This window comes from Streptohalobacillus salinus (assembly GCF_003201605.1).
GTDB lineage: Bacteria > Bacillota > Bacilli > Bacillales > Amphibacillaceae > Streptohalobacillus > Streptohalobacillus salinus.
The window spans coordinates 1-25,450 of sequence record NZ_QJJR01000010.1; the positions used below are offsets into that span (position 1 = coordinate 1).

At 41.3% G+C, this 25,450-nt stretch carries 28 protein-coding genes and 10 tRNA genes; 3 read left to right on the forward strand and 35 right to left on the reverse strand.

All coding sequences use genetic code 11. The annotated features are described in order from the left end of the window. Window positions 1-110: 110 nt before the first annotated feature. The 25 genes from DES38_RS08595 to acpS form a co-directional block, all read right to left on the reverse strand. Window positions 111-187, reverse strand: a tRNA-Ile gene (locus tag DES38_RS08595). Between the two features lie 4 nt (window positions 188-191). Further along, a tRNA-Gly gene (locus tag DES38_RS08600) sits at window positions 192-265 on the reverse strand. 10 nt (window positions 266-275) lie between these two features. Beyond that, a tRNA-Arg gene (locus DES38_RS08605) sits at window positions 276-352 on the reverse strand. A 58-nt stretch (window positions 353-410) separates the two neighbouring features. Continuing rightward, window positions 411-497: transfer RNA gene (locus DES38_RS08610), tRNA-Leu, on the reverse strand. Between the two features lie 33 nt (window positions 498-530). Next, window positions 531-603: transfer RNA gene (locus DES38_RS08615), tRNA-Lys, on the reverse strand. A 98-nt stretch (window positions 604-701) separates the two neighbouring features. Further along, window positions 702-776, reverse strand: a tRNA-Gln gene (locus DES38_RS08620). 7 nt (window positions 777-783) lie between these two features. Beyond that, a tRNA-Asp gene (locus DES38_RS08625) sits at window positions 784-860 on the reverse strand. Between the two features lie 15 nt (window positions 861-875). Beyond that, a tRNA-Glu gene (locus tag DES38_RS08630) sits at window positions 876-950 on the reverse strand. A 16-nt stretch (window positions 951-966) separates the two neighbouring features. Further along, a tRNA-Ser gene (locus DES38_RS08635) sits at window positions 967-1,057 on the reverse strand. Between the two features lie 4 nt (window positions 1,058-1,061). Then, window positions 1,062-1,136, reverse strand: a tRNA-Asn gene (locus tag DES38_RS08640). A 215-nt stretch (window positions 1,137-1,351) separates the two neighbouring features. Further along, window positions 1,352-1,822 (reverse strand): SprT family protein, encoded by a 471-nt coding sequence (locus tag DES38_RS08645; RefSeq protein ID WP_110251778.1) that lies wholly within the window; start codon window positions 1,820-1,822, stop codon window positions 1,352-1,354. Window positions 1,823-1,955: 133 nt separating this feature from the next. After that, entirely contained in the window at window positions 1,956-4,127 is a 2,172-nt protein-coding gene (locus DES38_RS08650) for a Tex family protein (RefSeq protein WP_110251708.1), read from the reverse strand. Window positions 4,128-4,238: 111 nt separating this feature from the next. Further along, window positions 4,239-4,847, reverse strand: coding sequence for a SpoIIE family protein phosphatase (locus tag DES38_RS08655; protein WP_110251709.1), 609 nt, complete (start codon window positions 4,845-4,847; stop codon window positions 4,239-4,241). Beyond that, window positions 4,847-5,638, reverse strand: coding sequence for an RNA polymerase sigma factor SigB (gene sigB, locus DES38_RS08660; protein ID WP_110251710.1), 792 nt, complete (start codon window positions 5,636-5,638; stop codon window positions 4,847-4,849). Before sigB ends, DES38_RS08655 begins: the two co-directional genes overlap by 1 nt. Next, entirely contained in the window at window positions 5,610-6,086 is a 477-nt protein-coding gene (rsbW, locus tag DES38_RS08665; RefSeq protein ID WP_110251711.1) for an anti-sigma B factor RsbW, read from the reverse strand. The genes sigB and rsbW overlap by 29 nt, the downstream gene beginning before the upstream one ends. Continuing rightward, window positions 6,087-6,422 carry an STAS domain-containing protein gene (locus DES38_RS08670; RefSeq protein WP_110251712.1) on the reverse strand — a complete coding sequence of 112 codons (336 nt, stop codon included), beginning with the start codon at window positions 6,420-6,422 and terminating at the stop codon, window positions 6,087-6,089. A 59-nt stretch (window positions 6,423-6,481) separates the two neighbouring features. Beyond that, window positions 6,482-7,492 carry a PP2C family protein-serine/threonine phosphatase gene (locus DES38_RS08675; RefSeq protein ID WP_110251713.1) on the reverse strand — a complete coding sequence of 337 codons (1,011 nt, stop codon included), beginning with the start codon at window positions 7,490-7,492 and terminating at the stop codon, window positions 6,482-6,484. A 19-nt stretch (window positions 7,493-7,511) separates the two neighbouring features. Continuing rightward, a complete protein-coding gene (locus DES38_RS08680; RefSeq protein WP_110251714.1) occupies window positions 7,512-7,913 on the reverse strand; it encodes an anti-sigma regulatory factor in 402 nt (133 codons plus the stop codon). 2 nt (window positions 7,914-7,915) lie between these two features. Further along, complete coding sequence (locus DES38_RS08685) at window positions 7,916-8,272, reverse strand: STAS domain-containing protein (RefSeq protein WP_110251715.1); 357 nt, start codon at window positions 8,270-8,272, stop codon at window positions 7,916-7,918. A gap of 4 nt (window positions 8,273-8,276) precedes the next feature. Continuing rightward, window positions 8,277-9,146, reverse strand: a complete 870-nt coding sequence (locus DES38_RS08690) for an RsbT co-antagonist protein RsbRA (RefSeq protein WP_245881992.1) — start codon at window positions 9,144-9,146, stop codon at window positions 8,277-8,279. A 125-nt stretch (window positions 9,147-9,271) separates the two neighbouring features. Continuing rightward, window positions 9,272-9,622, reverse strand: a complete 351-nt coding sequence (locus DES38_RS08695; protein WP_110251780.1) for a type II toxin-antitoxin system PemK/MazF family toxin — start codon at window positions 9,620-9,622, stop codon at window positions 9,272-9,274. A 10-nt stretch (window positions 9,623-9,632) separates the two neighbouring features. Next, complete coding sequence (locus DES38_RS08700; RefSeq protein ID WP_245881997.1) at window positions 9,633-9,902, reverse strand: antitoxin; 270 nt, start codon at window positions 9,900-9,902, stop codon at window positions 9,633-9,635. Between the two features lie 175 nt (window positions 9,903-10,077). Further along, entirely contained in the window at window positions 10,078-11,187 is a 1,110-nt protein-coding gene (gene alr / locus DES38_RS08705; protein ID WP_110251717.1) for an alanine racemase, read from the reverse strand. Between the two features lie 46 nt (window positions 11,188-11,233). Further along, window positions 11,234-12,748: an NAD(P)H-hydrate dehydratase gene (locus DES38_RS08710; RefSeq protein WP_245881998.1), complete on the reverse strand. Its 1,515-nt coding sequence runs from the start codon at window positions 12,746-12,748 to the stop codon at window positions 11,234-11,236. 78 nt (window positions 12,749-12,826) lie between these two features. Further along, window positions 12,827-13,195, reverse strand: coding sequence for a holo-ACP synthase (gene acpS / locus DES38_RS08715; protein WP_110251719.1), 369 nt, complete (start codon window positions 13,193-13,195; stop codon window positions 12,827-12,829). 232 nt (window positions 13,196-13,427) lie between these two features. On the opposite strand from acpS, the gene DES38_RS08720 reads away from it, so the two are divergent. After that, window positions 13,428-14,204 carry a rhomboid family intramembrane serine protease gene (locus DES38_RS08720; RefSeq protein WP_110251720.1) on the forward strand — a complete coding sequence of 259 codons (777 nt, stop codon included), beginning with the start codon at window positions 13,428-13,430 and terminating at the stop codon, window positions 14,202-14,204. A 158-nt stretch (window positions 14,205-14,362) separates the two neighbouring features. On the opposite strand, the gene cshA is transcribed toward DES38_RS08720, so the two are convergent. Then, window positions 14,363-15,841 carry a degradosome RNA helicase CshA gene (gene cshA / locus DES38_RS08725; RefSeq protein ID WP_110251721.1) on the reverse strand — a complete coding sequence of 493 codons (1,479 nt, stop codon included), beginning with the start codon at window positions 15,839-15,841 and terminating at the stop codon, window positions 14,363-14,365. A 526-nt stretch (window positions 15,842-16,367) separates the two neighbouring features. Between cshA and DES38_RS08730 the strand changes: the two genes are divergently transcribed. After that, window positions 16,368-17,228 (forward strand): DegV family protein, encoded by an 861-nt coding sequence (locus DES38_RS08730; protein ID WP_110251722.1) that lies wholly within the window; start codon window positions 16,368-16,370, stop codon window positions 17,226-17,228. Window positions 17,229-17,324: 96 nt separating this feature from the next. Here the strand turns inward: DES38_RS08730 and DES38_RS08735 are convergent, their stop codons facing one another. The 9 genes from DES38_RS08735 to DES38_RS08775 form a co-directional block, all read right to left on the reverse strand. Next, a complete protein-coding gene (locus DES38_RS08735) occupies window positions 17,325-18,077 on the reverse strand; it encodes an alpha/beta hydrolase (RefSeq protein ID WP_110251723.1) in 753 nt (250 codons plus the stop codon). Window positions 18,078-18,164: 87 nt separating this feature from the next. Next, window positions 18,165-18,404 carry a glutaredoxin family protein gene (locus DES38_RS08740; protein WP_110251724.1) on the reverse strand — a complete coding sequence of 80 codons (240 nt, stop codon included), beginning with the start codon at window positions 18,402-18,404 and terminating at the stop codon, window positions 18,165-18,167. A 227-nt stretch (window positions 18,405-18,631) separates the two neighbouring features. Next, entirely contained in the window at window positions 18,632-19,120 is a 489-nt protein-coding gene (locus tag DES38_RS08745; RefSeq protein ID WP_110251725.1) for a MarR family winged helix-turn-helix transcriptional regulator, read from the reverse strand. Further along, complete coding sequence (locus tag DES38_RS08750) at window positions 19,120-20,529, reverse strand: hypothetical protein (RefSeq protein ID WP_110251726.1); 1,410 nt, start codon at window positions 20,527-20,529, stop codon at window positions 19,120-19,122. Before DES38_RS08750 ends, DES38_RS08745 begins: the two co-directional genes overlap by 1 nt. Beyond that, on the reverse strand, window positions 20,529-21,218 hold the full coding sequence (locus tag DES38_RS08755; protein ID WP_110251727.1) for an ABC transporter ATP-binding protein: 690 nt from the start codon (window positions 21,216-21,218) through the stop codon (window positions 20,529-20,531). The genes DES38_RS08750 and DES38_RS08755 overlap by 1 nt, the downstream gene beginning before the upstream one ends. 11 nt (window positions 21,219-21,229) lie before the next feature. After that, window positions 21,230-21,727, reverse strand: coding sequence for a GNAT family N-acetyltransferase (locus tag DES38_RS08760; protein WP_110251728.1), 498 nt, complete (start codon window positions 21,725-21,727; stop codon window positions 21,230-21,232). A gap of 49 nt (window positions 21,728-21,776) precedes the next feature. After that, the gene (locus DES38_RS08765) at window positions 21,777-22,313 is read right to left on the reverse strand and encodes a GNAT family N-acetyltransferase (protein ID WP_110251729.1); all 537 of its coding nucleotides are present in this window, start codon (window positions 22,311-22,313) and stop codon (window positions 21,777-21,779) included. A gap of 187 nt (window positions 22,314-22,500) precedes the next feature. Beyond that, window positions 22,501-23,346 carry a DUF368 domain-containing protein gene (locus tag DES38_RS08770; protein ID WP_110251730.1) on the reverse strand — a complete coding sequence of 282 codons (846 nt, stop codon included), beginning with the start codon at window positions 23,344-23,346 and terminating at the stop codon, window positions 22,501-22,503. 96 nt (window positions 23,347-23,442) lie between these two features. Next, window positions 23,443-24,600 (reverse strand): CapA family protein, encoded by a 1,158-nt coding sequence (locus tag DES38_RS08775; RefSeq protein ID WP_110251731.1) that lies wholly within the window; start codon window positions 24,598-24,600, stop codon window positions 23,443-23,445. A 230-nt stretch (window positions 24,601-24,830) separates the two neighbouring features. Here DES38_RS08775 and DES38_RS08780 point away from each other — a divergent pair, with 230 nt between their 5' ends. After that, window positions 24,831-25,403 (forward strand): HD domain-containing protein, encoded by a 573-nt coding sequence (locus tag DES38_RS08780; protein WP_110251732.1) that lies wholly within the window; start codon window positions 24,831-24,833, stop codon window positions 25,401-25,403. Window positions 25,404-25,450: the final 47 nt, after the last annotated feature.

Below are 25,450 nucleotides of genomic sequence, written 5' to 3' on the forward strand. Positions count from 1 at the left end.
CAATATAATTGAAAGAGTCATAATAACTCTGGTTAAAGCACTAGCTTTACTTACTTGTTTTTCTTAACATACTGTGTGTTTTGTTCAGTTTTCAAAGATCAATGTAATAATGGTGGGCCTAAGTGGACTCGAACCACCGACCTCACGCTTATCAGGCGTGCGCTCTAACCAGCTGAGCTATAGGCCCATTATGGAGCGGGTGAAGGGAATCGAACCCTCATCATCAGCTTGGAAGGCTGAGGTTTTACCACTAAACTACACCCGCATTATGAAGATGGTGCGCCCGAGAGGACTCGAACCTCTAACCTCTTGATTCGTAGTCAAGTGCTCTATCCAATTGAGCTACGAGCGCTAATTGAGCGACATCTATTAATGTAACATATTCTATCATGTGTTGTCAATAAGGTTTTTGGTGCGGTCGAGAGGACTTGAACCTCCACGGGTTATTCACCCACTAGGCCCTCAACCTAGCGCGTCTGCCATTCCGCCACGACCGCTTTATTAGTAAACTAATAAAGCAATAATAAAAGTGAGCCATGAAGGATTCGAACCTTCGACCCTCTGATTAAAAGTCAGATGCTCTACCAACTGAGCTAATGGCTCCTATTATAAGTGAGCGCATTTCATTTAAAGAATAGAAAACCTTCAAAACATAGGAGTTTTAAAGGATTTAAAACGCTATAATACGCAAGAAATAAAAATGGCTGGGCTAGCTGGATTCGAACCAGCGCATGACGGTACCAAAAACCGTTGCCTTACCGCTTGGCTATAGCCCATTAAAAATGGCGGTCCGGACGGGACTCGAACCCGCGACCTCCTGCGTGACAGGCAGGCATTCTAACCAACTGAACTACCGGACCAATATAAAATTGTAATGGTGACCCGTACGGGATTCGAACCCGTGTTACCGCCGTGAAAGGGCGGTGTCTTAACCGCTTGACCAACGGGCCATTGTTTTTAAAAAAATGGCGGAGAAGGAGGGATTTGAACCCTCGCGCCGCTTACACGACCTACACCCTTAGCAGGGGCGCCTCTTCAGCCACTTGAGTACTTCTCCGTAATGGCTCCACAGGTAGGACTCGAACCTACGACCGATCGGTTAACAGCCGATTGCTCTACCACTGAGCTACTGTGGAATAATGTTTTGTCGCATTAGCGACGTTAAATAATATACTATATAAGAGGTAGGATGTCAACTCTCTTTTCTAAAGTTTAACCGAAGCATGTAACCGCTTCATCACCCTAATAGCTCTATTTTACAGAATCGTTTTTGTTCCTGCAAATCTTTTGGACAACAATCAAACGACCTAAATAAATTTACCATGAAAAGGTGATGTTCGTCAACACTTTTCTATAAATTTATCTGTTTAATTTCCCCTTGACACTTCCCGCATCGGTAACGCTTAGGATCCATTCGCTTTTTGCGCTTATATTGAACCCCACAAACGCTACAGCTGTATAGATAGCGCTTCGTACTCTTCCGTTTTCTACTGCCCTGTCTTGCTGAAGGCAACGTTTGACAATGACGTGGGGATGCCGTAGCCTGCATCAGCTTCTTAAAGTCTTGATCACCATGACGGTAGCCCTTTCCCTCTAAATGCAAATGATAATGACAGAGTTCATGCTTAATAATCCCGATCAATTCCTTTTCTCCCAGTTCGATCACATATTTCGGATTGATTTCAATCGCATGCGTTGCTAATAAGTATCGTCCACCTGTTGTTCGTAACCGTGAATTAAAATAAGCTTTATGACGAAATGGACGTTTAAAGGTACGCACAGAGATAACTTCAACCCATCTTTGCAATTCATCTTCATTGATCATATCACTCACCCTCTCTTCATTTCTTCATTCTTATTATACATGCTCAGCCCATTTCCTAACGAAACCAAAAATAAGCAGCGCGTTTATCACATCACGTACGCTGCTTACTTTCACTGGGAGTTAAAATCAATTATTGTTTATCTGGCTTGATCATGGTTAAAGCGATTCGTTGTTTTTGAACGTCAACTTGATCGACCCAAACCGTTACAACATCGCCAACAGCAGCAATGTCCATCGGATGTTTCACAAAACGATTGGCCATTTTTGAGATGTGGACCAAACCGTCTTGTTTCACACCAATGTCAACAAATACTCCAAAGTCAACGACATTACGCACAGTTCCTTCTAATTCAAGGCCTGGTTTTAAATCTTCCATTGATAAGACATTCTTCTTCAGTAACGGTTGTGCATAATCGTCACGTGGGTCCCGTTCTGGTCTTGAAAGTGCTTCAATAATGTCCTTTAATGTTAACTCACCAATGTTTAACGACTCAGCAGTCAACTTAACGTCGAGTGCTTGTAGCTTTTCTACAAGTTGAGGTGTGCCAACATCATCTGTCGTTTGATTAATCATTTTCAGTACGGCTTTTGCATCTTTATAGCTTTCCGGGTGAATCGGGGTACGGTCTAACACTTCAGCACCGTCCATGATTCTTAAAAAGCCAATACTCTGCTCATACGTTTTTTGACCTAACCGTGGAATATCCTTTAATTGCTTGCGGGAAGTAAATTTACCAACATCATCACGATATTTAACAATATTACCTGCAACCGTCTTGCTTAAGCCTGAAACATACTGAAGCAGCGACACCGAGGCTGTATTCACATTAACACCGACTTTATTCACCGCCGTTTCAACGACAAATTTTAATGATGCATTTAATTCTTTTTGGCTAACATCGTGCTGGTATTGGCCAACGCCAATCGATTTAGGGTCAATTTTCACTAGTTCTGATAGTGGGTCACTGACACGTCTTGCGATTGACACTGCACTTCTTTCCTCTACTTGTAAATCAGGGAATTCTTCTCTAGCTAGTTTAGAAGCTGAGTAAACACTTGCTCCCGCTTCGTTCGCGATAAGATAAGGAATGTCTAACTGCTCTTCTTGAATCAGTTCCGCAATAAATTGTTCCGTTTCGCGTGAGGCAGTTCCATTACCAATCGCAATTAAATCAATCTGATGGCGCTTGATATATGCACTTACAGTTTTTTTCGCCCCCGCAACATCATGTTTAGGTGCGGTTGGGTAAATTACTCCCACTTCCAACATTTTTCCTGTCTCATCGACAGCTGCTAGCTTACACCCTGTCCGAAAGGCTGGATCGACCCCTAAAATATTGCGCCCTTTTAGTGGCGGTTGCAATAAGAGGTTATTTAAGTTCTTACTAAAAATATCAATCGCTTGCGCTTCTGCTTTTTCTGTTAGACCTGAGCGGATTTCTCGCTCAATCGACGGCTGAATAAGGCGCTTGTAACTATCTTGAATTGTCGCCTTCAAAAATTCAGCAACAGCTACACTGGTACGATCTTTAATCACCTTTCGCATAAGGTAATGGACAATCCGGTCCTCCGGCGGTTGAATGCTTGCCCTAATTACCCCTTCTTTTTCAGCGCGATTGACTGCTAACACACGGTGACTCACGAGTGTTTTTACTGATTCTGCGTAGTCGTAATACATCTCATAGACTTTTTTCTCGTCAAGTTCCGCTGCTTTGGCTTTTGTTTCAAGTTTTCCCTCTTTGACGGTCATTTGCCGGATATCTTCTCTAAAGGCTGGCTCATCGCTGACCCATTCGGCAATAATATCATTCGCTCCAAGCAAACAGTCTGCCGCGCTGAATAACTCATGCTCATCTGATTGGTAGTTAGCTGCCTCTCTTTCTAAATCAACGAGCGTTTGCTTAAAGATCGCTTCCGCTAACGGTTCTAATCCTTTTTCTTTCGCAATAGTTGCTTTGGTCCGGCGTTTTTGTTTATAGGGACGGTAAAGGTCTTCAACACGCTGAAGTTTTTCCGCTTTTTCAATGGCTTGTTTTAAGGTATCGGTTAATTTACCTTGTTCATCAATTAAACGTATCACTTCTTCTTTTCTTTCGCTTAGTTGTGTCGCATAGTGCCATTGGTCTTCAATGGTTTTGATTTCTACTTCATCTAAGCCACCGGTCATTTCTTTACGGTAACGCGCAATAAAAGGGACCGTGTTGCCCTCATCTAATAAACCAATCACCGTTTTTACCGTTGTTGGTTTAAGTTTAATCTGTTTTGCTACCTGTTCCATTAAAAAAAGTTGTTCATCTGTCATATGTATTCCTCCACTTCTCCACTCTAATTTTAACAAACTTTTCACCTTTTGCCTAAACGACCACCAAAAAAAGCTAAAGAACACCCCTGAAACGGATATCCTTTAACTTTATCATGTGTGATGCATCGGTTGATATTTCACAACTACCAAGGTCGTATCATCATCACGGTCATTAGCCATTAGCTCTTTAAACGTCTCGGTGATTTCATAGACATCCCTCATCTGAAATAATACGTGTGATAACTCTCGGGCATGAACACCATCAGAAAAGAGCGCAAAAATCATTCCCTCTTCTAAAGGTTCGGTGATTTCTTTCACTTTACGGGGAAAAACACCTAAATAACCTGAAATCGGAATGTTACGTTTTTTGAGCGTATCTTTACTGATCGTCATCAAGCCAATGTTTCCAATTGAACTGTAACGGTAGACACGTTCATCATAACGCAACCTCAAAACCCCTAAGACAACCCCGCGCTTTCCAACCAAGGCCTTATTACATAGGCGCATCAGCTGATCCGTTTGTACATCAGGATTTAATTTCACCACATCGATAACCGCTTGTGAAGACTCTTTCGCTACCTGTCCGCTGCCTAAACCATCTGCGACAACAGCCAAAAAACCAGCTTCTGATTCCACATAGAAATAACTGTCCCCACAATAATAGTTGCCTTGTTTTGATTTTTGGAAGACAGCCACGTCAACATGTCTGAATTCTTCCATTAATCGTTAACTCCAATTCCGTCAGCTTGTAATGCTTCACGTAGCTTCAACAATGCTCGGCGTTGAATTCTCGATACGTGCATTTGCGAAATGTCCAATAAATCACCGGTTTCTTTTTGACTGCGATTTTCGAAGTAAGTATATTGTAAGATTTTTTGTTCGCGCTCCGATAGAATGGGCAAGACTTTCTCAAGCAACATCCGTAAATCGGTTTGATCAAACGCTTCATCTTGTTGACCAATTAAGTCAAGAATCGACACCGTACTTCCGTCTGAGTCTGCTTCGATTTTTTTATCAACCGAAAGCGCCTTGTAACTTTGACCCATTTCCATCGTTTCAAGAATTTCTTCTTCAGTTACTTCTAAGTAATCGGCAATGTCTTTAACAGACGGTGACTTCTGATTAGAGGTTGTTAATTCTTCGGTTGCTTTTTTTATTTTTGGTCCGAGTTCTTTAATGCGACGTGGCACATGGACACTCCATGTTTTATCTCTGATAAAGCGTTTAATTTCCCCAATAATGGTAGGGATCGCAAACGACTCAAAAGATTTACCCATGGTGGCATCGTATCGCCTAATTGCTGCGAGTAAGCCCAACATCCCTACTTGAACGAGATCTTCATGAATCGAACTGTTTTTTGCATACTTACGGGCGATCGAGTGAACAAGATCTCGATAATGCAAGACAATTTTCTCTTGAATTTCTTCATCTTTTGGGTGTTCTTGTAGGTATTCAATCCATTGGTAAACCTCATCCGCACGTCTATTGACTGGTTGAGATTTGGTCGTCATCAAGTCCCACCTCATTTACCGGAAGATTTTTGGTCATTAATACAATCACACCGTAATCACTTTTAATTTGAACATTATCCATTAAGGCGTCAATTAAAAAGAGTCCAAACCCACCTTCACGTAAATTTTCGATTTTTTCGGATTGTTGATAAGGTCCAGTCGTTTTTCTTACTTCTTGTAAATCAAAGCTACCCCCGTGATCAGCTACCATCACTTCTAAACGGTCTTTATAGACGCCAAATCCAACGGTTACTTCTCCATCTTCATCTACTTCATAAGCATGCGTTGTCGCATTTGTCATCGCTTCTGAAATGGCTACTTTTAAATCTTCAATATCTTCATAAGAAAATCCCATTCGGTTAGCGATACCAGATGCACTTAAACGAATCACGCCGACATACTCCGGCTTGGCTGGCAGTTTCATTTCAATAAAATCAAAGTGTTCCATTTAGTTTCCACCCCGTACTGTTGTTTCGATTGTAATAATTGTATCTAAACTTGTGATTTTAAATAGCCGATGCACCCGTTCCTGTAAATTCACTAATTTCAACTGTGCATCATGTTCTTTCGTCGATTTAAGCGCACTAATAAACACGCCCAGTCCCGTCGAATCCATGTAACTAACCTCTGCTAAATCAACAATAATATGATGATCTTGCTTTGCGGTTAATGGCAATAACTTTTCTTTTAAAAGCGGTGCCGTATAAGCATCGATTTCCCCTTTTAAATGCAAGGTTGTTTCGTTTTCCTTTTCGGTCACGTCAACGTCTAAATTAATGTTCATGCAAGTACCTTCCTTTCAATTGCTCAATTGTTGTATGTAATTCCCGTACGAATGCTTCACTAAACATCTTTCCGTATAATGATCAAGGTAAAGTCATCGCGCAAATGAAAATCTTGCAGGCGTTCAAAGTGTTTATAGACATGTTCAACTGCTTCTTGAGCTGGTAAATGCATGTAGCGTTTGATCACATCAAGAACCTCATCGCGCTCAATAAAGCGATCACCTAAATGACATTCCGTTACCCCATCGGTCAGTAAGATAATACAATCGCCTGCTTCAATCTGCGTTACTTCTTGATCATAGGTAGCATTATTGGTCGCGCCTAAGACGAGACCTTTCGCCTCAATTTCTGAGTAGTGATCTGTCTCTTTATGATAATAAAAACCCGGTTCATGCCCGGCTGAGGCATAACTAAATGTTTGATCTTTCGGATTATAAAGCCCATAAAACATCGTTATAAACATACTTGGATCAACGTTTCTTTCAACCACGCGATTTAAGTTCTCAAGAATACGCGAAGGCTGTCTTAAATCTTCCGGAAAACTATCCATCGAATATTTTATCATCGACATCGCCAGCGCTGCTGGAATGCCTTTCCCGATGACATCCGCCAATGCAATCCCTAGCGTATGGTCATTGTCATAAATGAAATGATAGTAATCACCATTCATTCGGTTAGCCGGCACACTAATTGCTCCGATATCTAACCCTGGAATCTCCGGTTTTTTTGTTGATAGCAGTGTCTTCTGCATGTTTGCGGCCACGGATATTTCCGACTCTAAAGCGGACTGTTTTTCACGCAAATGCTGATATTCTTGTAGGGCAAGACCATAAGAAATCATCGCTTCTAATAAGAAATTCAGTGAATCATTTACTTCTTCGGGTAATTCTGGATATAGTTCTTTCAGTGCTTTAATGTGCACGTGTATAATTTCTTCAGGTGAAACATTATGTTGAACCGATAGTTTACTGAGTTGTTCCGCTTGGTATAAAGCAGTCTCATCGTGTGTCAATAAATATTCCTTCAACAGCTTACGGTAATTGTCTAAATCTAAAGCTACCGACTCCACCTGGTCACCCCCTAATCATTTATCTAACCCATTTTATCGTTTCGATTTCTGTCCCTTCGCCCCACTCGGTACGAATCTCAAAGAAATCCATTAAGCGCTTCACCCCAGGTAGTCCTGCACCTAAACCGCCGGACGTTGAATAGCCATCCTGCATCACTTGACTTACATCGCGAATACCAGGACCTTCGTCAATAGCTATAATTTTCAATCCTTTTTTATCAAGTTGGTCAACGATTTCAAATCGCACTTTCCCTGTACCTGCGTACAGATAAATATTACGAGCAAGTTCTGAGATCGCAGTCGCAATCCGTGCTTGGTCAACAGTGCCAAACCCTAATTCTTTAGCTTTTTCTCGGCCAAGTTGTCTTGCCCCTACGATATCCCATTCTTGACGAATGTTTACACAGGATTTGAAGTCCATAGTCAGCCCTCCAGTTCCTGGCGAAGTTTAATCAACCCTTGTTCTAAATCTAGCGCCGTTTGCACATCTTGCATATGAATACCAAGTTCAATTAGCGTCATCGCCACCGCAGGTTGAATACCGGTTAATACGACTCTCGCTCCCATCAAATCAGACATGGTCACAACATCACCAAGTACTTTAGCGATAAAAGAATCAATGATATCAACAGAGGTTAAATCGATGACTACGCCTGTTGCACCGCTTTTATGGATTTTATTTAATAAATCTTCTTGAAATTGAATCGCCGATTGATCATCCAAATCAATTTGGATCGAAATCAGTAAATAGTTCTGTAGTTTTAAAATTGGAATTCGCATTGTCTCACTCCTTCTCTAGAGATGCCATGATGTTTTCAACGATTTTTTCTTTCTTTTTTTCACGATGAATCGTGCGACCAGTTAATTCAAGTGCTGTTTCAAACCCTTTTCTCAAGCTTGATTTCGTTGGGAATTTCCCTAAATCAATGCCTAAGTTAACAATTGTTTGAGCAATCTCTGGTCGAATACCGACTAGAATACAGGTTGACCCAATCAAGCGAACCGCTTCAGCTGCTTGAATAATGTGGTGTGCGACCATCGTATCCACTACCGGTACACCCGTAATATCAATTAACACGACTTCGGCGTTATGCTTAATCACACCATCTAATAAGTTTTCCATAATTAATTTCGCTCGCTCTGTATCGATTGTACCAATTAACGGCATGATGGTAATGTTGCGCATCACCGGAATAAGCGGGGCAGATAATTCTTGCAAGGCAACGCGTTGTAAGGAAACGGTATGTTCCCAGTTTCCTGAATATTCATTCACAAGTTTATTAATAATCGGATCAACCCAACTGTCAACCCGGTCAAGAATAACCGAAAAGAAGTCCGTATCGATTTGGTCATGTTGACTTAAAACAAAATCAATCGTTACCCGACGGAACGTCTGCAAACCATCGGTCAAATAAGATAACGGCCATCCAAGGTTGACCAAGCGTTCTGAGAAAGCTTCAAGTTCATCCGTTAGGCCCTTCGTTTCTAAACTATCAAAAATAACATTAACAAATTCACGGTTTGTGCTTTGAAATAATTCCTCTGAAATTGATGAAGTATAATCATTTTTTCTTCGTTCTGAGACAATCTCTAGCCAATGTTTTATAATAACATCGCTATTTTCCATAATGATTTTATCGACACGCTTTGGCAATAGAATAACCACCTTTTCTGTATTGATTATAAGTGATCCTTTTTATGTAACACCTTATAATTATTGATTTAAAAAAGCACTTGTCATTTTACTTAAGAGACAAGCGCTTCATCTGAGCTATTACATTAAATATTAGCCAACCCCATACTAATCGTTAAGGCCTGATCTATTTTTTCCATCATCGGTGCATCTAAGTGCGTGATTTTATCAGTTAAGCGTTGCTTATCAATCGTCCGAATCTGTTCTAATAGTATCACAGAATCACGTTCAAACCCGTATTTATCAGCTTTTATCTCGACGTGAGTTGGTAATTTTGCTTTTTGGATTTGCGCAGTAATCGCAGCGACAATAACAGTAGGGCTAAAGCGATTTCCAATGTTGTTTTGAATAATCAACACTGGTCGGACGCCCCCTTGTTCTGACCCTACCACCGGCGATAAATCAGCGAAATATACATCGCCGCGTTTTACAATCAAAGTCAATAGATTACACCCCGCTCACTTGGCGTTCGCAGGTAATGACTGCCTCCTGTTCAGCTAGGAAAGACTCTGAAGCAATGTTCAGATTGATTTTCGCCATTTCAATATAACCTTGACGCATGGCTTCTTGGATATGTTGTTCTTTTTTCTCTTCGACATAACACTTTGTTGCTTCATAGATAACTTCATCTAAACTACACTGTGACGCTTCCACTAACCCGTCCACCTCTTCTAATAGGCTTGTAGGTAATTTGACAACAACTTCCTGCATGTGCATTGACAAAACCGACACCTCCACCATGAATACATATGTTTTCTAGTCCTTTCCATCATATCATTGCCAGCCATTATTGGAAAGGTCCTCATCGCATTTTTTTGAAGTTTTCCGAATATTTTCATCGTTTCTCGATAAATGATCCACTTATCGATCTCTCCCCTCAAACTATGTACCCTTAGCGGTTACGGTAATGCCTTGGTAGGCGTTCTGTAAAGAGACAACTCACTTCATAGTTGATCGTTTTTAAATGCTCGGCGACCGCTTCTAAGCTAATCGACTGTTCACCATTCTTGCCGACAAACGTGACCGTTTCACCTACGGGGTACTGTTTATCTAGGCGTACCATGCATTGATCCATACAAACCCTGCCAACAAGCGGCATCCGTTTTCCATCAATTAGCACCTCGAAATCTTGCCATGCACGTTGGATGCCATCGGCATAACCAACCGGAATCGTGCCAATCCATTCTTCACCGCTTGTTTCATACGTTAATCCGTAGCTGATTTTCTCACCTTTGGCTAACTGTTTGACATGAATCAATGTCGCTTCAACAGTCAGTGCTGGTTTTAAAGTGACAGGTTTGCTTTCTGCTAAATAGTGTGATGGGTAGAGCCCATACATCCCGATCCCAAACCGAACGGCATCATACATAGCGTCCGGATATTGCATCGCCGCCGCACTGTTTCCAGTATGATACGTAATGGTATCATTAAATCGCGCTTTAACTGGCTCGATTAGCGTCCGGTACCCGTCGTTTTGGTAACGAAAATAACTAGCGTCAGAAGCATCCGCTTGAGCGAAGTGAGTAAAACAACCTTTAACTTCTACTTGTTGCGACAGATTCGCTAAAAAACGTTCAACTGCTTGCGTCGTTTTTAAGCCCACTCGCCCCATTCCTGTATCGAGCTTTATGTGGATCCCAACGGGTGCAGGCAGCGTTTGTGTCTTGACAGATGCTAACCAATCCGATTGCCAGACGGTCAACTCAACTCCAAGCTCCGCCGCCACCCGTGCATACTGCGGGTCAGTATAACCCATCACTAAAATCGGTGCCTCAATCCCTGCTTGCCGTAAGGTTACAGCTTCTTCCAAAATAGCGACACATAACTTTTCTGCACCACTCGCCAAAGCCTTTCGTGCAACCTCTACCGCACCGTGTCCATAGCCATCCGCTTTAACAACCGCAAAGACTTTAACACCTGCTGGCAATTGTCGTTTGATTGTTTCGATATTGACTTGAATTGCTTCAAGATCAATGATACGCTGCGCCTGTCGATATTGCATAAACGGTCATTCCTTTCTCTGTTCATTACTCGCGATCATCAACGATCTATTTTATATTTATGCTTGCTTGAATATTTTTCCTTAAAACAGCTTGAAAACTCCGTCCCAAATAATCACTGACCTCGGTAGCGGTTAAATCATAGCTACTATGCCGATCAGATACTGCCAAGTCAGCGGCAAGCCCATGTAGAAATACTGCATTACTTATACCAGCTAGTGGTGTGTCATCGCTCAATACACGTGATGCCACCATCCCTGTTAGTAAGTCTCCACTTCCCCCTTTACTTAATCCGCTGTTACCTGTCGTGTTAATATTTATCTCACCACTTGGACTAGCACTTAAGGTCATCGCGCCTTTCAAGACAAGGTACACCTGATGCGCTTTCGCAAAGTCTGCAACCACACGAAACGGTTGGCGCTTAATCGCGGCGACTGACAAACCACTTAGCCGCGCCATTTCTTTCGGATGTGGCGTAAGCACAGTTAGCGCTTGGCGCCGTTCTAAACGGGATAGGTCTTCACTTAACAGATTTAAACCACTTGCATCGATTACGAGTGGCTTCTTAGTTTCAAGCACCCGACTTAGTAACGCTCTACCAGCAGCTGTTTCACTTAGGCCCATACCACATGCAATCACATCATACTTAGCTAGTGCCTCGTCCGTTAACGCTTCAGGTTCAAGTGGCTGATACATCACTTCATTTAAGCCATTCGCTAGCATCGGTAATGCTTCTTCACTGGTCATAACCGTTACGAGCCCTGCACCTGTCCGATAGGCACCTGTGCTCGTCAACTTAACAGAGCCTGGCATAAATGCACTTCCACCAATCACTAAAAGATGAACATAGTTACCTTTATGACTAAACGGTTCCCGTTTTTGAAGGGTCTGTTTTACATCTTCCTGCTGCCAAACGGTCAATGATGACTGCAATAATTCTTTTTTAGGCAGCCCAATTGAAACAACGGTCACTTCCCCATAAAAGGGACGGGTGGCTTCAATGAATAAACTCGGCTTAGGTGCTTCAATGATGAAGGTGTGATTGGCTCTAATTGCCAGTAAATCGTCTGCAGCGACCGACGAAACACCGCTCGGAACATCTAAACTAATCACGCATTTACCGCTCTGGTTGATCGTTTCAATCCACTGATCAAATGGCGCCCGCACCCTTCCGGTTAAACCAATCCCAAACAACGCATCTACAATGATATCTTTATCCACTAAATAGGCTGCAACGTCAACGTCATCAACCTTAGTCAGAGTGCCCTGGTATTTTAAATAGATTTGACGATATAACTGTTCGTCCGTGCTCATCTCCGCTTCTGTTACGGTTTCTAACACCTCAACAGCGTACCCTTCATTTAAAAGCGTGCGCGCAAGTACATAACCATCGCCACCATTGTTACCAGGTCCAGTGACTACGCAAATACGCATCTCTTTACTAAGCTTGCTTTTCAAACCATCAGCTAGCGCACGACCCGCATTCTCCATTAAAACAGTCGTTGGTAACAGATAGTCTTCCGCACTTTTCCGATCGACCTCATACATCTCCGACTCCGTCATGCAGCGCAATTAACTCACTCCTTTTAATCGTTCCATTCAATGCCTCACAATTCAGCTAAACAGAGCATTCCTGTCCTTTTAGTAACGGTCACAGCGTTCGAGTATGACCTCCGCTACTGCATAATCATTACTATGCGAGATAGAGAGATGACTGTTTAATCCTTCTTCTGTGCGAAAACGTAACACAGGTTTACCTAAGCCATCATTCGCAATCGTAATATCGCTAAAGCGGAGGGCACCAAGCCCTGTGCCTAGCGCCTTCCCTAGCGCTTCTTTCGCCGCAAACCGTCCGGCTAGAAATTCAACTTGACGTTTTCGACTTTTAAGCGTTAGATAATTTACCCGTTCTGTTTCAGAAAGTATTTTTTCTTCAAAGCGCGGGTTGCGTTCAAGCGCTAAACGAATGCGTTTTAATTCAATAATATCAATACCAATACCAACAATCATAGCCTTCTCCTTTATTTTCTTGTTATTTCTAGTATAATATATATACCATCGAATGTGTAATTTTCTCGTGACAGTTCTTCACACTCCTCCGTGTTAAACGAAGGATCACGCGAATACCTAGCAAGTAATCTCACTAAGTTCTTCTCAGTCTTTAATGGAAACTGACTATTTGCTAAGGTTTATTCACAAGGATGGCCATCTTTTATTTCATTTTGACAGAAGGGGTTTAATTATGTTTTTTAGAGGCGAATCTTTTAAAGATTTTTTGCGTTTTTATCCAATCGTATCAGCAATTATCGCACTACAGGTCGTTATCTGGGCGTTTATGTATTTCAACTTACCTTATTGGCTCGAGATGTACTACTATGGTATCGGCCAAAACTTAGCGATTCAACAAGGGGACTACTGGCGTTTAGTTACCCCAATCTTCATGCACGACATCAACGGAATTACTCATATCTTATTTAACTCATTTGCCCTTGTCTTATTCGGCCCTGCGCTTGAGACGATGCTTGGTAAAATGAAATTCATTTTACTATACCTTGGAAGTGGTGTTTTCGCTAACCTATTCACCTATCTCATTGACATGGAATCAACCACCCTGCATTTAGGCGCGAGTGGTGCTATCTATGCTTTACTTGGGTTTATTATCTATCTTGTTTTCTTCGTACCCGGTATGCTTGACCCAGCCAGTCGTCAAATCGCATTAACGTATACGTTTATTGGTGTTGTGATGACGTTTATCCAACCGGGTGTCAGCATTCCTGGCCACGTGTTCGGCCTTGTTGGTGGTTTTGCATTCGGTCCCATCTTAGCTAATAACTTAAATGTTTACCGGCCGCAATATACGCGGCGGCGCAAGACAAGTCCCGACGGCGTAAACTTTGATCCGAATCGTTGGAACAAACGACGGCGCCGCCTCCGAATCAACCCCAATCTAAGTGCCATTCTCTGGTGGGTTGTCATTATCTTGGCTGCGCTTGGCTTTATCGCTTCGATCATTTTTTAAGCATCCCAGTGCCTGGAAATACTTATTACCTTACTCAAAACCTATCGCTAACCATTCAATCGTAAAAGCACTGCCGCTTCACCAAACAAAAATAACCCCTATCTGTGCGTGATTATCCGACAGATAGGGGTTATTTAATATGTTATCACAAAGAGTGATTAAGAATCAGATTTGTTTGATCCACGTTTGTTGTTAAATTTACGATTACGTCCTTGAGGTTTACCTTTGCCACCACGGTTAAAGTTATGGCCTTTGTCGCCACCTTTACCACGGAAGTTCTTACGTCCATCGCCACTCTTACCTTTTGAACGTTTCCCGCCTAAAGGTTGTACAGACGATAGTGTAACAGGTGTTTGACGTTTAGATTTTGACATTAAACGCAGCGCTGCTGCCACGATAGTCACAGAATCATGCTCATCAAGTAACTCACTTGCTGTTTCACGGTAATCTTCTAAGTTTGATTTTTCAATCGTACGCATTAATTTGCTAACAGCGAGTTGTTGCTGACCGCGTTTCGCATCGTCCGGTTTAGGCACTTGCATACGGTTCATTTTTGATTTCGTCATTTTTTCAATCAGGTGTAAGTGTGACATTTCTCTCGGTGTGATGAAAGAAATCGCTACTCCTGTTTTACCAGCACGGCCAGTACGACCAATACGGTGTACGTAGCTCTCTGGATCTTGAGGAATATCAAAGTTATAAACGTGCGTCACGTTAGAAATATCTAAACCACGTGCAGCAACATCAGTCGCAACTAAGATTTCGACGTTTCCATTTTTAAATTTATTTAAGACACTCATACGTTTCCCTTGCGTTAAGTCGCCGTGAATCCCTTCAGCTTTAAAACCACGTGCCTGTAGTCCTTCACTTACTTCATCAACGCGTTTTTTCGTCCGACCAAAGATGATCGCTAATTCAGGTACATGAATATCTAACAGATTTGTTAATGCATCAAATTTTTGCTTTTCATGCAATTCAACGTAATGTTGTTCAATGTTAGAAACGGTCATTTCTTTTGATTTCACTTTAACTTCAACCGGACTCTTCATCAAGGTTGAGGCAATCTGGCGAATTTCTTTCGGCATTGTTGCTGAGAACAGCAATGTTTGACGTTCTTCAGGAATCGCTTTAAGAATATCACGGATATCTTCAATGAATCCCATGTTTAACATTTCATCAGCCTCATCTAAAACAGCTGTGTGCACGTTTGAAATGTTAATTGTTTTACGACGAATATGGTCAAGTAAACGACCTGGTGTGGCAACAACGATATGTGGACCTTCTTTAAGCCCACGGATCTGACGATCCATTTGTTGTCCACCATAGATTGGCAATGTTTTAATGCCAGCGAATTTCCCTAAACGGTGTAATTCTTCTGAAACTTGAATCGCTAACTCACGTGTCGGGGCAACAACTAAACCTTGGATTTTACGGTCATTCTTTGTGATCTTGTCGATCATTGGAATACCAAAGGCAGCTGTTTTACCTGTACCTGTTTGCGCTTGTCCAATAACATCTTTACCAGCGTTACCTAAAGGAATGGTTTCCTCTTGAATTGGTGTTGCTTCTTCGAAGCCCATCTTGTCTAATGCTTTCATAATTGAATCTGAAATACCTAATGATTGAAATGTTGTCAATGTCTTTTCATTCTCCTTTTTTCTTGTAAAATTCTCATCGCTTGAACGTGACGACACGTTAACAATTTTATCTAGGCTAATAGGAAATAGATGCCTTGTTGTCAAGCAGTTGTTAAAACGATCAAGTTTTAAGCGTGTGATAAAGCGTCTATTTATATTAAGTCATGGTCCGGAAAAACCGAGCGCCTCAATGACTTCTTTGGTGTGATTTGGTAACTTATCGTTTACTAGCTGGAAACGATACACCTTCTTATTAACGTGAAAAAAAGCCGACTCTTTTCAACGAAGCGGCTTTGTTACGAGCATTCAATGGATAAACATAGCTTATCACAAATTCTTGATTAATTCTAGCAAGAAACACCACGTATTTCTAGTCACGACGCGAGCTGTATCTTTTACCGGTAACAATTCTAACCTTATGTAAAAGCTTACATCGTGATGGTCATTCATTTACTTGCAATATTACTATAGACCGATTACTATTAAAGTCAGAATATTTTTATTTTAAAAGAAAAGGGTTGATCACATGAAACTACAATTAATGACTGATAGTGGCGCTGATTTAACAAAGGCATTACAAGAAAAATGGGATGTTAACATCATTTCTTTATTCGTCTTGTTTGGCTCTGAACAATTTAAATCCGAGTCCTTAACCACCCATGATTTTTTAGCACGCATTACTAACACAAAAACATTCCCAAGTTCATCTGCACCATCTCCACAAGATTATTATGATGCCTTTGTAGCTACTCCAGCTGATACACCGATCGTTCTCGTCAGTGTCTCAAGTGGCGTAAGCGCTTCGTATAACCATGCACTGATGGGGAAGACAATGTTGCTAGAAAAAGAGCCGAATCGAATCATCCATATAATTGACTCAAAGGCAGCTTCGTCAGGGATGATGTTATTACTCGAACTTGCCCACGAACTGAAAGAAAAAGACACGCCCCTTGAGAAAATAGTTGAAACACTCAATAACCGCGTCCCTTACTTACGGACCATTTTCGTACTAGAAACCCTAGATAATCTAATTCGCGGCGGCCGCTTAGATAAAGTGAAAGGAACGGTTGCTAAAACACTCAACGTCAAACTAATTCTTCACGCCAGTCATGAAGGTAAAATTGAAGTGCTAGAGAAAGTAAGAGGGACAAAAAAAGCGACTCGCCGATTTGTTGAAACCATTGGTGAGTATATTCAAGATACCAAAGATAAAACATTTGGCTTAACTCATGGAAATGATCCGAGCCGTTGTGAACAATTCTTATCTCTGATTAAAGAGCGGTATCAATTCAAAAAAATCATTACTGCTGAGACAGGACCAGTTATCTCAGCCCACGCCGGTCAAGGTGCGATTGTGATGTCGTTTTTCAGTGATAAAGCCAGATAAATACACCTTTCACCAACGTTGCTTTACGATCACTTTTATTAACTAACTAATAAATAGCGTGACCTCACCTAAAGACATATTGCTGGTGGGGTCACGCTATTTAAATCGTGATCGAAATAACCGATTCAATGGGTGCGCTTTACTACTGACGATGTTACGTTCATTCGGCCTCGTCAAAAATGTATAAACCGCATGGATGACACGTTTTTTATCATCACCGAGAATAATCATATGGGTACTATCTGAGTAATAAATGACTTCAATATCTCCGGGGATTTCTCTATCGAGTTCGTGACTCGACTGGTAAGGAACAAGTCCATCTTGAATGCCTTGTAAAACGAGCACTTCGGCATCAATCTTTTTCAAATAGCTTTTGGTGACTTCCATGCACTTCATAAACTCAATGTATGATTTAACCGGAATTTTCCCACGTTTGTGTTGATACATCTTATAGGTAAAGTTCTCCTCTAATTCGCCAACCAAACTATCCTTTAATAACTGCGAAGCTTTTTCGGTCATTTGTTTCAAATCCAAGTATTTTCTTGAGGGTGACAACATAATTAATTTATCGACATGATACTTCCCTGCTAGATAGCCAGCAATCATCCCCCCCATCGAAAAGCCAACCAGAAATATCTTATCAACCCTATCTTGAAGGGCCAAAAATGCTTCTTCCGCTGTTTCTATCCATTCTTCATAACTGTGCCCCGCTAATTGAAGATCTAATCCGTGTCCGGGCAAGGTTGGTACGACTACATCCCAATCGGTTGTATCTTGAAAAAATGTTGTAAGTGGTTCAAGCTCGTGCGGACCACCAGTAAATCCATGCAAAAGTAAGACGCCAATCACGACGTCACCTTCTTTCTTTTTTTAACGTCGACAGTTTTTTCTTCAAACGGAAGAATAGCCTTACCTTTTGCCGGGTAAGGCTTTCCTTTACGCATGTTTTAAAATAGATTTAATTCGTTTTTCTTGATAACCTAACACTTTCTTATCTTTCAATAATACTGCTGGTGTCGCATATATATGTTGCTTTTGAAGATCACTTAAATATGCTTTATTTTCACTGATGTTTCGCACATGATGCGAAACATTCATATCTTCCAATAATTTCACAACGCGATCGCATTCATGACAATTATCACTCACATAAACAATAACTTCTCTACCATCCATAACCTATTCCTCCTACGCTTTTGATGTCTGTTCTAGGTGTGTACTCAATGACTCCCGTACTTATCTCGACTACTAACTATATAGCCGATGTTAGGTCTTTATAAACATCTAAGTTTGAATATCTATCACGAATATATGACAAAAAGATGAACTTTCCAACAATTATTGACTAAATGTCGGAAGATTCATCTTTATTTTTTACACTTATCTGGCTTTTCAGCTAAATTTTAGTTGGGATTCATACCACTGTCTAATGCATGTTGATCCGCATAGCGACCAAGTTTTTTTAATAATTGAATCGCTTCTCGTTTCTCATCATCGGTTAATCCATCCGTAATTGCCTCAATTTGTTTCCAGTGGTCAGGGAAAATACGATTTAACAACTCCACCCCAGCCTCTGTAATCGATGCATAAGTGATGCGCCGATCTTTTTCTGATTGTGTCCGTTTTAATAACCCTTTTTTCTCAAGCTTATCAACCACATAAGTGATGCTACCACTTGCTAGTAAAATTTTATCGCCAATCTTTTGTAAGGGTTGGTCACCCGAGTGGTACAATAATTCTAACACACCAAAATCAGTCGTATTTAGTCCCTTATTTCTAATGTCAGCAGCGACTTGGTCAGATACCGACCGGTACGCCTTTGACAAGACAACAAATAACTTCAAAGACGGATCTTCTTTTTTAATGCGGTATTCGTTCTTCTCGTTTTCCATCATTCGCTCGCTCCTCGCTTCATCTTCAAGCTATCCCATATATAACTGATCCACACTACACCGGCAAATCCAGCAATTATCGTGTGATATCTATAAACGATAATATATCCAATTAACCATAGGATACTGAAAATCATCGTCGTTGACAATGGTTTTTGTTTATTTAATGATTCTTCTACCCGGTACCGTAACCATTCGTTGGTAAATACATACGCTACGATAAGAATCATCACCCCATCAACTAATTCCACTTGATACATCAATTGCATCATCGCAAGCCCTACAGCTACAACCGCTAACGTGATTAAGTTCATCACAAATTGGTAAGGTACGACATAGCGTTTAATCCGCAGCGGGATACTTTTTAAGAGTGGTGCTTGATACATTAAGCGAAACAACAAACTGAATAGACGGGCATGTAACACTAACCCTAAAACAAGACCCATTCTTAGGAAAATAAAGCCTTGCGTGCTAAGAAAGACAATGAGCCCTAATACACTGAAATACGTCTGCAAAATTAACGCCTGTTCTTTCACCGCCTCACTCCACATCACTCGGCGGTAAAGGCGGGAAGTTTTACCCATCGGCGCTGGTTTTGCTCGCGCTTTATTTCTTAACGATAGTCTCGGGAATTTCGGTGTTTCTAACGGCAGAACCTTCCCGACGACTGCTTTAACAAAAAATGTCCGAAATTGAAAATGATCGTTCATCGCAACAACACGATCAAAATCGCTGACCGCTTCAATCATGAAAAAGCCTATCACCTGCGCGCTCATTAGGGTGAGTAAAATTAGACCGATCAAATTGATCCGATCTATACCTGTAGAGATGCTAAGCGCGATAACAGCGATGATGATCGCACCACTCGCTAAAAAGCGAAAAATATAGCCACGCACACCATGCCAACAAAAGATAGACCAGCGTATAATAAGCATTAAACCACGAAAAAGACTAACCCAGAAAAAGAAAGCAAGTGCTGTTGTTAGCGGTAGTGGCAACAAGAGGTAGAGAAGCGCAAAGACAACCGCATGGACGATAAGCAGCGTTCCCCCCTTCAATAACCAAAAATAACGTAAGATGACTTGACGTTGATGTGGCAAATGAATCAAAAGCTGTTCGCTTGAACTGTAACCAAAGACTGGTTTTTTCTGAAACAAACCTAGCTGTATCGTTAAGAAACTAATAACGATGACGTTAGCTGAGAGATCGTTTACAACAGCAGTCAGCAGCTCATTATGCGCTTGTAGAAGATCACGCACAACGAGGAGCCCGATGATCAGAAACGGAATTAAATAAAATAACGTCACTTTATCCACTAAAATTTCCATCGACTGCTTATTCAACTCACGCCGTTTTCTATGTTTGGCACGCTGAAGCCGCCACCATAAAGAGCCTGTTCCCATCTGCATCAGTCAAACCGCCTTTTTAGTGCATCTAATTGATAATCGCTACCCTCTTCAATCACTTTCCCTTCATGTAACATGACGTAGCGATCCATGATGGTGTCAAGTTGATCAAATTGATGTGTCGTCAACAAAATCGTTTGCCCACACGCTTTTTTATCGGTTAAGACGTTAACCAGTGTGCGCTGTGCGTAGACATCAAGACCAATGAACGGTTCGTCTATAATTAATAAATCAGCATCTATCAATAGTCCACAAATCAGTTGAACTTTTTGGCGCATTCCTTTTGATAAGCTAAGCGGAAAAGCATCGCGTTTATCTTGAATTTCAAATTGTTGCAAATAATGCTCAATCACAGGTGTTAATACCTGCTCATCCCTTTGATAACTATCTATGTAGAGTTGAAAATGCTGATATACCGTTAATTCAGTCAGCAGAAACGGCTGTTCTGGTATGTAGACGACCCGACGTTTATAGTTCAGCGGATCTTCCGATAAATTATAATTTTTGAGGACAATCTCACCTTTACTAAAATCAAGTAAGCCCATCATTGTTTTCATTAAGGTTGATTTACCCGCGCCATTGTGACCGATTAACGCAACGAGTTCACCCTCGTTAATCGCTAAATTCAGTCCATCTAAGGCAAGTGTTTCGCCTTGTTTAACGGATAAATCACGTATTGATAATAATGCCATCTCATTCCCTCCTAATTAAAGAGTGGTTTCTCATAGTAAATCAGTGCCGTTGATTCGCTCGGGTTTTGGCGCTTTTCGACAAAACTAAAATTCAACGATTGAAAGAACACTTGCGCGGCCAGGTTATTTGAAAAGGTATCCGTTGTCAAAGCATCACACTTCTTTTCATTTGCTTCCGCTTCCGCAAATTGTATCAACCGTAACGCAACACCTTGTTTACGTGCTTTTGGGTCAACAGCTAGACGTTTCAATGTGAGGTAATGAAGCGAATGAAAGGCAATGTCATCATACTCTTCATGTCCTGTCACACTGATTGTACAGATGCCTCTAATCTGATCATCCTCTTCTTCCACATACAGTTCACCATGGTTTAGATCCGTTTCGAATGTAGCAATTGTCGGATAACGCTCATCCCACTGACTACTCCCACGTGCCTTCATTTCTGACTTAACACGGCTAACAATCTCCATCACAGCTGGTAAATCTTCTTTAGTGGCTAACCGAATCACTTATGTCACTCCCTTCACTTTAGCATTTCTTTTCACTGATTTGCGCTTTTTATTTAATTTCAATCCAATAGCGTTCCATCTGTTGATCATCAATCCATCGTCGATCTTCTAATACACCGCCATTTTTAAGAATGGTCCGTCTTGACGCCTCATTATTTACATCACACGTAACAAGTACACGTTGAAGACCGAGACGACGACACGCGTCCAGTGTCAAGGCAAGCATTTGTGCGCCGTAACCTTGACGCCGTTTGTCTTTAGCTACACTGTAACCGATATGTCCACCATAATTGCGGAGATCGTCATTTAATTCGTGGCGCAGGTTCACCATGCCTATGAGTGCTTCCGTGCTTGGTTCAAATACCAAGTACGTAGTCGCAGGCACAAAACCAGGTGTTTTATTTTCCGTTAGTTTACTCGCTTTTACAGCACGTAACCAACGTTCATAATCAGCCTCATCACGAAGACCAGCAGAACCATGGAGTGTGCTGAGATTAGCCTTGAAACTGTCGCGATAGGCTAACACCTTCTGTTTATCCTGCTGTTCCGGCTCCCTAAGGATTAGCTTCTCATGATGTACGGTCATCTTAATCACTCCTATGCATAGATTTTTTTACTGCGAAACATATGGATCAATCCGCACGCTACCCGATAATCTTTTTAGAAGTGTGCCTTACCTTCTGCAAAAATCCAAATGCCCTACCTGATACAGGAAAAGACATAATCAACCGTGTGATTATGTCTTCATAAAATTTAGTTTTTACGAGGTACGTTTACTTTATTGACGACGTATCGGTCGTAATGGTTTCTTTGAATTCCATTTGACCAAGCATGTAGGCAACTGCCAGACCCAGTAAGAAGGTTAACCCACTCAACAACCAGCCCGTCAAATCAATAGGAAGGCCAGGATAAATCACGTAAATTGAACCAATCACTAGCCCAATCACTACCGCATACGTTGCATACGTGTAATGGGTAAGAAAGAATTTAATCACTTTACTCATTGTAATAATTCCAAATGCTATCCCGATTGCTACAACAATTAATATATCCAATTTCATTTCATTAACCGCATTAATGATGGTTCCATAAGCGCCTATAATAATAAGGACCAATGAACCACTAATCCCCGGTAAAATCATTGCAGTACTAGCAATAAAGCCAGACAACATTAAATACCCATAAATGGCTGGGGTAATCTCAGCAATAATAAAACGTTCGTCTCCATTTAAGAAGCCTAACGATGCTGCAAGAAGAACACCGATCACTAACAAAATATAATGATAGGTTTTAAAAGTGACTTTCGCTTCTGCCTTGTTAAACAAGTATGGAAGCACCCCGATAATTAAACCTAAAAAAGCAAATTGCGTCGGCCCTGGTTGATGTTCAAAAAGCCACTCAATGGCTTGTGCCAACAATAAAATTGCTGCCACGACACCAATACCCAAAGGAACTAAAAACCCTAAATGCCTTCTCCATTCTTTTGTGAATAGTCCATTGACTGATAAAATCAGTTGGTCATAGATGCCGAGAACAAGTGCAATCGTTCCCCCACTCACGCCAGGGATCACATCACTTGCGCCCATCAACATGCCACGATAAATATTTTTCCATTCCATTTTAACGTCTCCTCAATCTTATACTCTTTTACTTTTAAATAACTTGTCATTGATTATAGCAAAAGATAGGCAGATTGCCTATCTTTTTCCTAATCGCTATTCTTCTTCAATAAAACTTAGCTCATCCATCCGTTTTGACATGTGCGCCTTCATCTCTTCATATAAGGCTTGATGATTTGGTAACGTCGCTTCATCAAGGGCATAAAACGGATGAACTCGGTAATTCCGGGGTGGAGATGGGTTCATTGATACATAGGTTAGCAATAGCCGGGGATCTTTTAAATGAATGGACTCCCCTTGTTTTTCAATAGTAATTTCCTGCATCGCCCCTACTTGACGGCGGTATCGATCTTGACCACTTAAAAAGTTCCCCAATGAATAAATGACAAACGTGCGTGAGCCGTCGTCACGCTCAATCCATTCCGGGGGCTGTAAGACGTGCGGGTGGTGACCGAATATAATATCCACCCCTAAGTCAGCAGCATACGTGGCCCAGTCACGCTGGACTTGATTTGGATCTGTTTGATACTCTAAACCAAAGTGAAGATGCATAACAACCACATCGGCTTCAGCTTTTGCTCTAGTAACATCTTCTCTCATTTGTTCCCGGTCCAGTAAATTAATCAAATAATCTTTCCCACTCGGCACCGGGATACCATTGGTCCCGTAACTATAACCTAAGAAAGCAAATGATATGTCATTCTTCTCCACAATACGTGGTTCATTCTGATCGGCTTCACTACGATAACTACCAACATAAGGAATCTCGAGTTGATCCCAGTAATTGAGCGCTGATTGAATAACGGCTTCTCCCCGGTCTAACGTATGGTTATTCGCTAGAGTGACCACATCAGCACCTAGAGCTTTTACCATGTCACCGACCTGTTGCGGGCTATTAAATGCCGGATATGTTGATAACCCGTGTTCAACACCACCTATCATCGTTTCTTGATTAGCTGTCATCAAGTCTAATGATTCAAAGTAAGGGGTAACAGGGGCAACCATCGGTAAAAAATCATAACCTGTTGCTGTTTTAGCATCATTGTAGACACGAGAGTGGATTAACAAATCACCAATCGCACCAATTGTCACCTCGCGTACCCACAAATGATCCAGCCTTGTTTTTGCTTGTTGGTTGACTAGCGATGCGCTTGGACTCACGCTTGCTTCTTTTACTTCGGGTGGTTCTTGACACCCAAACAATAACACCAATCCCAGTAGTCCCGTTAATAACTTTTGAACGTTTTTGACCATGTCAACACATCCTTAATTTTTAACTTGATTATGGTTATAGTGACGCTTCTCGTTATGCTTCTATCTTTTTTTCTTCCTTAACTTCTCTATAACCGTTATACTAGAAAGAGAAACTACTTTTCTTTTATTTAAAATCATCTTGTGCTACCCACACGCAAATAGATAACGTATGAAGTGAATAATAATGACACAAGCACCAACCAACTGCATCTTTTAAGGAGTGAGAGCTAATGATTAGAAGTGGATTAATGCGCGCGATTACTTACGCTTCAACAAAACACCGCAATCAAGTACGTAAAGTCGACCATACCCCTTTTATTGCCCATCCTTATCGCGTCTGCATGTTACTGAAAGAACATCAGGTAAATGAAGACATAGCTGTCGCTGCCTTACTCCATGATGTTGTCGAGGATACCGACGCAACACTGGAAGAGATTGAACAAATATTTGGGGACACCGTCCGTTACTTAGTCAGTGAAGTGACTGAAACAGATAAAGAAATCGCCTGGGTTGATCGCAAGAAGCAAAGCATAAAAAAGGTCAGTCATTGTGATTATGCCGTTAAATTGTTAGTCGCTGCTGATAAAATTGATAATTTACAATCAATGATTGATGCAGAAATGGTTCATGGACCTAGCATGTGGGAAAGTTTTGTCGGCTCCCGAGAAGAACAGGTCTGGTATTATCAAAGCATGTTTGAAAGCATTACCCATGATTTAGCCGACGACCAATGGCATCCCCTCTTTTATTTATTCCAAGCCTTACTCGATAAATTTACAGAAGGCACGTATGACTTTGATTAATGACTCAGAAAACAATCGCTAGCGGTTGTTTTCTTTTTTATTGCCTT

Bases quoted from the DNA above. Each gene is read 5' to 3' on its own strand.
- DES38_RS08650 (WP_110251708.1), bottom strand. From the start codon at position 4,127: ATGACAGATGAACAACTTTTTTTAATGGAACAGGTAGCAAAACAGATT.
- DES38_RS08655 (WP_110251709.1), bottom strand. From the start codon at position 4,847: ATGGAAGAATTCAGACATGTTGACGTGGCTGTCTTCCAAAAATCAAAA.
- sigB (WP_110251710.1), bottom strand. From the start codon at position 5,638: ATGACGACCAAATCTCAACCAGTCAATAGACGTGCGGATGAGGTTTAC.
- rsbW (WP_110251711.1), bottom strand. From the start codon at position 6,086: ATGGAACACTTTGATTTTATTGAAATGAAACTGCCAGCCAAGCCGGAG.
- DES38_RS08670 (WP_110251712.1), bottom strand. From the start codon at position 6,422: ATGAACATTAATTTAGACGTTGACGTGACCGAAAAGGAAAACGAAACA.
- DES38_RS08680 (WP_110251714.1), bottom strand. From the start codon at position 7,913: ATGGACTTCAAATCCTGTGTAAACATTCGTCAAGAATGGGATATCGTA.
- DES38_RS08685 (WP_110251715.1), bottom strand. From the start codon at position 8,272: ATGCGAATTCCAATTTTAAAACTACAGAACTATTTACTGATTTCGATC.
- DES38_RS08700 (WP_245881997.1), bottom strand. From the start codon at position 9,902: ATGCACATGCAGGAAGTTGTTGTCAAATTACCTACAAGCCTATTAGAA.
- alr (WP_110251717.1), bottom strand. From the start codon at position 11,187: ATGCAATATCGACAGGCGCAGCGTATCATTGATCTTGAAGCAATTCAA.
- DES38_RS08710 (WP_245881998.1), bottom strand. From the start codon at position 12,748: ATGACGGAGTCGGAGATGTATGAGGTCGATCGGAAAAGTGCGGAAGAC.
- acpS (WP_110251719.1), bottom strand. From the start codon at position 13,195: ATGATTGTTGGTATTGGTATTGATATTATTGAATTAAAACGCATTCGT.
- DES38_RS08720 (WP_110251720.1), top strand. From the start codon at position 13,428: ATGTTTTTTAGAGGCGAATCTTTTAAAGATTTTTTGCGTTTTTATCCA.
- DES38_RS08730 (WP_110251722.1), top strand. From the start codon at position 16,368: ATGAAACTACAATTAATGACTGATAGTGGCGCTGATTTAACAAAGGCA.
- DES38_RS08740 (WP_110251724.1), bottom strand. From the start codon at position 18,404: ATGGATGGTAGAGAAGTTATTGTTTATGTGAGTGATAATTGTCATGAA.
- DES38_RS08745 (WP_110251725.1), bottom strand. From the start codon at position 19,120: ATGGAAAACGAGAAGAACGAATACCGCATTAAAAAAGAAGATCCGTCT.
- DES38_RS08750 (WP_110251726.1), bottom strand. From the start codon at position 20,529: ATGCAGATGGGAACAGGCTCTTTATGGTGGCGGCTTCAGCGTGCCAAA.
- DES38_RS08755 (WP_110251727.1), bottom strand. From the start codon at position 21,218: ATGGCATTATTATCAATACGTGATTTATCCGTTAAACAAGGCGAAACA.
- DES38_RS08765 (WP_110251729.1), bottom strand. From the start codon at position 22,313: ATGACCGTACATCATGAGAAGCTAATCCTTAGGGAGCCGGAACAGCAG.
- DES38_RS08770 (WP_110251730.1), bottom strand. From the start codon at position 23,346: ATGGAATGGAAAAATATTTATCGTGGCATGTTGATGGGCGCAAGTGAT.
- DES38_RS08775 (WP_110251731.1), bottom strand. From the start codon at position 24,600: ATGGTCAAAAACGTTCAAAAGTTATTAACGGGACTACTGGGATTGGTG.
- DES38_RS08780 (WP_110251732.1), top strand. From the start codon at position 24,831: ATGATTAGAAGTGGATTAATGCGCGCGATTACTTACGCTTCAACAAAA.